The organism is Photobacterium sanguinicancri, from assembly GCF_002265265.1.
Lineage (GTDB): Bacteria > Pseudomonadota > Gammaproteobacteria > Enterobacterales > Vibrionaceae > Photobacterium > Photobacterium sanguinicancri.
On the sequence record NZ_NOIF01000009.1, the window covers coordinates 52,131 to 60,144 of the forward strand.

Genomic DNA, 8,014 nt, shown 5'->3' on the forward strand with positions numbered 1-8,014 from the left:
CTATCGAACCAATAATTGATTAAAGGCGTCTACCGCTGCGCCAGTATCCGCCGCTTGCGTCACCGCACGTACGACAGCGACGCTACTTACACCGGTTTGCCACACGGATTCAGCACGAGAAAGATCAATACCACCAATGGCCACAGTCGGAAAATCTTGGCCAATCAGCTTTTGGTATAACGCTAAACGGCTCAGTCCTTGGGGTTTCGATGGCATATCTTTGGTGGTGGTCGGGAAAATATGACCGAGTGCGATATAACTCGGCGAAAACTCAGCCGCTCGCAATATTTCATAATAACCATGGGTTGAAAGGCCTAAGCGCAAGCCTGCCTGCTGGATCTGAGTTAAGTCGGCTGTTTCTAGATCTTCTTGACCAAGGTGAACACCATAAGCCTGATGCTTAATTGCGAATTGCCAGTAATCATTTACAAACACTTGTGCCTGATGGGCATTGCCCACTGCAATAATTTGTGCAATTTGCGCTTCAAGTGCTGGGTCTTGAGGATCTTTAATCCTCAACTGCGTGGTTTTCACACCCAAATTCAATAAACGATCAACCCATTCTGCGGAGTCCACTACTGGGTACAACGACAATTGCTCAGCATTCGTTGCAGCAAAAGGTGCAACCGCGACCTCTTTACTTTGCCAACCCAATGTCATGATCTCGGGATGATTTGCCGTCATAGGTCGAGGGAAAACATCACGCGTCAGTGGCCATTGCTTATCACCATGCAATTGAACATAACGAGCATATGCACGCGCCAAGGTCACCGCATCTTCTACTGGGTAATCTAATGCTAGCGCAGCCAGTAACATGGCACGCACAGCCTCAGTATCGCCAGCCTGATGACAATACACTGCTCGCGCTTCACCATTATGGTGCCAGATATCAAACACCCCTCCTTGAGCGGGGAAGCCACACATAATCAAGGAAGGGTTGGCGGCTACTTGGCGCTGAATTGCGGTGACATCAACCTTCTCGCTCCACTGATCACACACCACAAAGTGGCTTTTTATCAGCGAAATATCGGCAGGAACAGCTTGAGCAAAGCTCAAACTGAACGAGCGAGAGTCAACGCGCATGTCTACCACATCAGATTGCTGAGCAGTCACAACTACCACATCAGATTGCTGAGCAGTCACAACTACCGCTTCACCCAATTGATATTGAGCCGCTTGAGCCAACAGAGGCTCAAGGTGGGTAAGTAGTGACTTTAGGCAATCAGGTAAACAGATTGAACTCATTAATTTTCCTCTTTCACGGGATGGTATAGCTCACTTCCTGTCGAACGGAATTCATCCGCCTTTTGGCGCATACCTTCGAGTGGGTCTTCGAGCATTTTTATCGCAAGATCACCATTTTTTTCGAGATTATTTGCATAATCTCGAACTTCTTGTGAGATCTTCATTGAACAGAATTTCGGGCCACACATGGAACAAAAATGGGCAACCTTGCCAGACTCTTGCGGTAAGGTTTCATCGTGGTATGCGCGGGCAGTGATCGGATCAAGACTCAAGTTAAATTGGTCTTCCCAACGGAATTCAAAGCGGGCTTTTGATAGGGCGTTATCACGGACTTGTGCACCAGGGTGCCCTTTCGCAAGATCGGCGGCATGAGCACACAACTTATAAGTGATCAGGCCAACTTTAACGTCATCTTTATTCGGTAAGCCAAGGTGCTCTTTAGGCGTAACGTAACAGAGCATGGCACAGCCATACCAACCTATCATGGCTGCACCAATACCCGACGTAATGTGATCGTAACCAGGGGCAATATCGGTAGTCAGCGGGCCTAATGTATAGAAAGGGGCTTCATGGCAGTGCTTAAGTTGCTCTTCCATGTTTTCTTTAATCATGTGCATTGGGACATGACCTGGGCCTTCGATCATCACCTGTACATCGTATTCCCAAGCTACTTTCGTTAACTCACCTAGGGTGCGTAGCTCACTAAATTGTGCTTCATCGTTCGCATCGGCCACAGAGCCTGGACGCAAGCCATCGCCTAACGAGAGTGAAATATCGTACTTGGCACAAATTTCACAGATCTCACGGAAATGAAGGTACAAGAAACTTTCTTCATGGTGAGCCAGACACCACTTCGCCATGATAGAGCCACCGCGAGACACTATGCCAGTCACGCGTTTTGCCGTCATAGGCACATAGCGCAGCAATACACCCGCATGAATAGTAAAGTAATCGACCCCTTGCTCAGCTTGTTCTAGTAACGTATCGCGGAAAACGTCCCAAGTGAGGTTTTCGGCGATGCCATTCACTTTTTCAAGCGCTTGGTACATAGGCACTGTGCCAATAGGGACAGGGCTATTGCGAATGATCCACTCACGTGTTTCGTGGATATTACGCCCTGTCGATAAATCCATCACAGTATCGCCGCCCCAACGGGTCGACCACACTAACTTCTCGACTTCTTCTTCAATAGAAGAGCTCACTGAAGAGTTGCCGATATTGGCATTAACTTTAACTAAGAAGTTACGGCCAATGATCATTGGCTCTGATTCAGGGTGATTAATATTGGCAGGGATGATTGCTCGACCTTCAGCAATTTCTTTACGAACAAACTCAGCTGAAATTTCTTCTGGTAGATTAGCGCCAAAATTCATACCGGGGTGCTGATGATTCAACACTTCATCACGGTATTTAGCGCGTCCCATATTCTCGCGAATCGCGATGTATTCCATTTCAGGCGTTATCACACCTTGGCGCGCATAATGCAGCTGAGTAACACGTTGCCCTTCTTTTGCACGACGAATACGCGCTCGCTCACCAAAGCGAAGGTCATCTAGAGTGTCATCAGCAAGACGCTCTTTAGAATAAATGGAACTCAGGCCATCAAGCAGGTTGGTATCGTTACGTTCAGCGATCCAAGCCTCTCGCACTTTTGGCAATCCCGCATAGATATCGATATCTTGTTCGGGATCAGTGTAGAAACCAGAAGTATCGTACACACGAATCGCTTCATTCGGTTCTAAGATAGGCTGATCTTTAGTTCCGCCCACTAAGCTATCGGCCAGTGCAATTTCTCGCATTGGTACTTGGATATCAGGGCGACTACCTTCGATATATACCTTCTGGGAGTTCGGGTATGGTTGGGCGGTAAGTGAATCTATAAATTGTTTAGCTTCCAGTCTCGCTTGTTTGCGAATCGACATAGCAAAATCCTTACGGTTCCATGGTTGGGATATTTGCTTGACGGATTGGTGCATAAACAAGAGGCGTACACGTAGGGTGTGCAGCATCATCTGACAGCTTAACGGTGATGAAAGGAAATACAGGTACCGTTAAACAGAAGATTTTCTCTTGTTCCCTTCGCAGGTATTAGCCTGATCAGGTTCTACGGATCCCGCAATGCGGTCTCAGCCAAATGGCACTCCGACAAGTTTCAGCAAGGAGTATAGGGAAGGGAAGAAAGCGCAGCAAGGAAGAAACCAATAAATTTGGCCTAAGCACCATAAAAAAGAAAGGCTGCAAAAGCAGCCTCAACTATTATTTTGAAAATTTCTTCACTAATGCTTTGAGTAATGATGAATGCGTTTCTCTCAATTCACCCAGCTTATGAGTGATTTTAGGAGCACCTTCATCATCAAAAAGTTTTGGTACAGCGACACGCTGTGAAGAGTAAATTCCAGTATGACCACTAAAGTAATACGCGGTATAACAGGCTATTGCGAAATACAGCATATGGTCAGCACCAAATAACTCAACCCCCATAATGGTACAAGCCAGTGGTGTATTGGTCGCAGCAGCAAAAACAGCTAAAAAGCCAAGCGCGGCAAATAAATCAACGGGCGCCCCAAGTAACCAAGCCATGGTGTTACCAAGCGTAGCTCCCACAAAGAACAGTGGTGTAACTTCACCACCCTTGTAACCTGCGGCCAAAGTAATTGCGGTTAATAACAACTTCAAAGCCCAGCTATACCATTCTGCGCCACCTTCTTGAAACGCGCTTAAAATACTAACGCCCCCTTCACGAGTGCTATAAACACCAAGGCCGATATAATCGTAATTACCAATCCACTGCGTTAGGCCAATCACAATCAAGCCTCCCGTTACGACGATCACATAGGGGTTCTTAAGGGTCGCTTTAAAGATATCTTTAAACGCATGGGTCAACTCACCAAACAAATAGCCAGCTAAGCCAAACGCAACTGAACCAATAATAATTTTAACCATTAACCAAAGATCAACCTTGAGTACATGATCAAATAAGGTGATGTTTTGAAGAAAATCGATTCGGTAATGAGTATGGTGAGCGCCTAATGCAGAGCAGACAAAGTCAGCAAGAATAGCAGCAAATAAGGCGGGGATGATGGCATCATAACGCAGTCGGCCAATTGCCAATACTTCCAATGCAAAAATAGCCCCCGTTAATGGAGTACCAAAAACAGCACCAAAGCCTGCCGCAACACCTGAAATCAAAATAAGCCGAGTATCGGCTTCATTCAACTTAAAGAGACGAGCAAGCCAGTGTGTGGTAGCGCCACCAATTTGCACCGCAGTACCTTCTCGACCCGCCGAACCACCAAACAAATGTGTAATAACCGTCGTAATTAATACCAAAGGGCCCATGCGTGTTGGGATCCCTGCACCCGGTTGGTGAATTTCATCCATGATAAGGTTATTGCCACCTTCGGAATTTTTACCCAAGTTACGATAGCAATAAACAATCACAATCCCCGCTAAGGGCAATAAATAAATCAACCAAGGATTATCAACACGAGTCGCTGTCGCTGTACTTAATATCCACAAAAAGAACGCATTTAGTGAACCAACAAGGATAGCAACAGGAGTAATCAGAAGTGTCCAGCGAATGATCTGGATAAGTATTTTAGGATTTGCACTTAGAGGGTGAGCCATACTATCTCTGTTTATCTCTTAATGAATTTTTAAGGATAGACAATATGATAGTTAATTACCCCACCATAGATAGATCTATCCTAACTATAGTAGGAGTCATTATCTCAGTATGAGCGGTTAAGGTGGAACTCCATCACCCGTGAGCGGCTCGATAGCCGTTCAGCGGATAAATCCTACTCTCAAATACAAAAAACAACAAGAATAAGATCAAGAGATAAAAGAAAGATAATTTGAGATAGCAGAAACACAAAAAGCTCTAGCCTTTCGACTCAAGCTTTAAAGATGGCAGAGGTAAGGAATTCGAACGCCCAACCCGCGCTGATTTTCAATATGAAGGGATCCGTTGCACGGATACTAAACGCAAAAAACGAAAAAGGCTCCAGCATTTCTGCTAGAGCCTTAAAGATGGCAGGGGTGGAGAGATTCGAACTCCCAACACGCGGATTTGGAATAGGTGGTTTCGCTGCATTAATCACATAACCAAATCACTGCCCTGACTATGTTGGCATGACCCATATGGCAATTTCGCAAGCTAATAGCTACCATCGAATAATCACCACAAATCCATTAACCTTTGCCTATGCTAGACACGGGGTTTTGGAATATATTATTTCGCTGCATTAAAGACATAACCGAATACTAATCTTGGTTATGTTGGCATGTCTCATATGGAAATTTCGCAAGCTAATAACCCAAGCTCATCTACCACCAGCAGAACGCTATGCAGCCACCTTGTTTATATGTTCGGCAGCAGCAAAAGCTGTTTCCGCTCTAAATACACAGATATCTTCTTTCAGAGCAATCTCCTCAACCATTTCTAGAGTATCCTTTAATCTAGTAACAGCCTTATCAGACAACGTCGGATCAGAGAAAGAAGGTGTACCTATAATGACTTCAAACCGCTCAGGCACCATCAAGTAGCTAGATTTCTTTAAAGCTTCAATATCAAATATTTTCGCTTTAATTGAGTTCAATGAACCAGACATCCGAGTTGGTACAAGTAATCCAAAATTAGACACATACCTATCATTCATAAAGCCAAAAGTAGTTAATACATCACTCCCTGAAACTTTAACCTTTTGGTTAAAAGAGTCATTGAGAGATGAATTAATACTATGAAGCTCCATCTGTATGTTTTTAGAAAATTTTGCAGAGTAGCGTTTAGGCTGAAGTTCTTCTTCCTCATCTCTTTCAGCATCAAGAGCCAAAGAACTTAAACTTGAAGAAAAACGAATCGCTTGTTTCAATATTCCAGATAAATCTTCATCCAATGCTTTAGAAACATGACCTAAAAATACACCATCAAATGGAGCCTTCCAGCTATCTAAAGTTTTATATTGCTTAAAGTAATTCCTAGAAGAGAGTAAAACTAATTCAATCATGCTGTGAATTTTAGGGGCATTTATACCATATAAACATTCCAATAGTTCACTTCTGATAGACTGAATTATTTGAAACTCCCCTGTAACTCCATAAGCAGCAACAGCGATAGTCACCCTCTCTCCCGAACCAACGACAGGCTCAAAATAAATTGGTTGCCAGCCCCCCTCATACAAAGGCATATCGGGAAAAATCATGTCTATGGAACTCATATAGCCATCCCCTGTTGCTTTATATCAACTCTGTGATCAAATAAAGCGTTGATACAGTTTAATCGCTCTGTCAGAAAGCAAACTACTTCTGTAATTTCATCATCACCCAGATAGTGGGACGCCATAGTTTTTTCTGACAAAAGCGCAAATGGTAAAGAACGAAAGTTAGGGATAAAAGTAGAACTCACGGCCTTACTCAACTTATGCTTTTCAAACTCACTTAAATGGGAATACAAGCATCTCAGTATTTCATTCCCCCGAGCTGGCACATTGTAGGCTAGACCTTGGGGTATAGCATTTTCATGGTCAATGAAATAAAAATCGTCTTTTCCATCATAGAGCATATTTCCAATATTTCGATCCCAGTTAGCGACCCATTCATCAAAAATACCCACATCAAGGGTTTTAGAAAAAGCAGCCAACTTATCCATAGCTTCCTTAGAATCACTGTTAATGTAACGTCTAAAGCTTGGATACTTAGCATCTTCAGAACCAAATGCTAGTCGCGCCTCACCGTGAGGAATATCACTCAATGCCGTATTCGTGACTTTAACTATCAGAGGAGCGGGAATTGGAAGCCCTAAGCTTCTGCCAATGACTGCACATACACACTCTATATATAGTGATCGAGGTTCAATCAGCTTAACAAACGCGACCTTAACCCCATCCGAAGTTTGTACATGCGCTCTCCATGTAGGATTCACATTACAATCATTGAAAGGCACACCACCGGGCAACATATTACCCACAGCTACTCTTTCCACTAACAACTCCCGCAAGCCTAATTTCCGTATACCTATCAGAATATATTACTACAACACATATGCAATCGGTTAATAGTGGCAATATGAATACCAACAAACGTCACATCAAAAAAATAAAACATAAGCTAAAGTTGATAATAAATATGCACTCACACTCAGCCCCCCTAATCACAATCTTTGTTCATAAAAGAAACAGGAAAATATCATGGCTAACAACATCAAAGGCAACGGTGATGGCGAGAACGGTGAAAACCAAACCTATACCATCCCCGGTAGAGGCGTAATCGACAGAGAGCGGCTAGTTAAAGAAGTTGAGAAAGGAAAGCATCCAAATTTTCATACTATGGAAGTTGAGGGTGAGAAGTTCGTCAGAGCCAATCCAGACCGTAAGAAAGGCAACAATGTGGACAAGTAATCGACGGCAGAAGAACCGTACTCGGTTCAATATCAGCTAATCAGAACTAAAAAATACAGACTGAGGCCATCTGAAAAAACAAAACGCGGTTCAAATTGAAAACCACACTCTCACCTCACCAGCCACAATCAACTAACCAACAAGTCTCAGTCATTCTATCGATTATATTTCACATAGAAACCAGAAGAATCACACTATCATGCACCCCGTTAGAATTACCCGCCAGTTCAGCCCTAGAAAGGGTGAGAGTGACGCTCAGATTAGATATTTCAACGGTATCAGGGATGTGAGTATGAATACAAACCCAACGATACCACCAGTCAGAGAACTCAAAAAATCCAATCACATCACTATCATTTTTTTTTTTGGGG

Annotated in this window: 7 protein-coding genes and 2 riboswitches; of the genes, 1 reads left to right on the plus strand and 6 read right to left on the minus strand. The window is 43.7% G+C overall.

What is annotated here, in order from left to right; all coding sequences use genetic code 11:
• The 5 genes from thiE to ASV53_RS03040 all read right to left on the minus strand — a co-directional run bounded on the left by thiE (window position 1) and on the right by ASV53_RS03040 (window position 7,228).
• A complete protein-coding gene (gene thiE / locus ASV53_RS03015) occupies window positions 1-1,245 on the minus strand; it encodes a thiamine phosphate synthase (RefSeq protein WP_094956051.1) in 1,245 nt (414 codons plus the stop codon).
• Complete coding sequence (gene thiC, locus ASV53_RS03020; RefSeq protein ID WP_094956052.1) at window positions 1,245-3,167, minus strand: phosphomethylpyrimidine synthase ThiC; 1,923 nt, start codon at window positions 3,165-3,167, stop codon at window positions 1,245-1,247. Before thiC ends, thiE begins: the two co-directional genes overlap by 1 nt.
• A gap of 135 nt (window positions 3,168-3,302) precedes the next feature.
• Window positions 3,303-3,400: riboswitch (TPP riboswitch) on the minus strand.
• A 101-nt stretch (window positions 3,401-3,501) separates the two neighbouring features.
• Entirely contained in the window at window positions 3,502-4,872 is a 1,371-nt protein-coding gene (locus ASV53_RS03025) for a voltage-gated chloride channel family protein (protein ID WP_062690300.1), read from the minus strand.
• Between the two features lie 83 nt (window positions 4,873-4,955).
• Window positions 4,956-5,019, minus strand: a riboswitch (Fluoride riboswitch).
• A gap of 572 nt (window positions 5,020-5,591) precedes the next feature.
• Complete coding sequence (locus tag ASV53_RS03035; RefSeq protein ID WP_094956054.1) at window positions 5,592-6,464, minus strand: hypothetical protein; 873 nt, start codon at window positions 6,462-6,464, stop codon at window positions 5,592-5,594.
• Complete coding sequence (locus ASV53_RS03040; protein ID WP_205049175.1) at window positions 6,461-7,228, minus strand: HipA family kinase; 768 nt, start codon at window positions 7,226-7,228, stop codon at window positions 6,461-6,463. Before ASV53_RS03040 ends, ASV53_RS03035 begins: the two co-directional genes overlap by 4 nt.
• 205 nt (window positions 7,229-7,433) lie before the next feature.
• Here ASV53_RS03040 and ASV53_RS03045 point away from each other — a divergent pair, with 205 nt between their 5' ends.
• Complete coding sequence (locus ASV53_RS03045) at window positions 7,434-7,643, plus strand: DUF3892 domain-containing protein (protein WP_094956055.1); 210 nt, start codon at window positions 7,434-7,436, stop codon at window positions 7,641-7,643.
• 169 nt (window positions 7,644-7,812) lie between these two features.
• On the opposite strand, the gene ASV53_RS25790 is transcribed toward ASV53_RS03045, so the two are convergent.
• The coding region (locus ASV53_RS25790) for a hypothetical protein (protein ID WP_205049176.1) at window positions 7,813-8,014 on the minus strand (202 nt) is incomplete at its 5' end.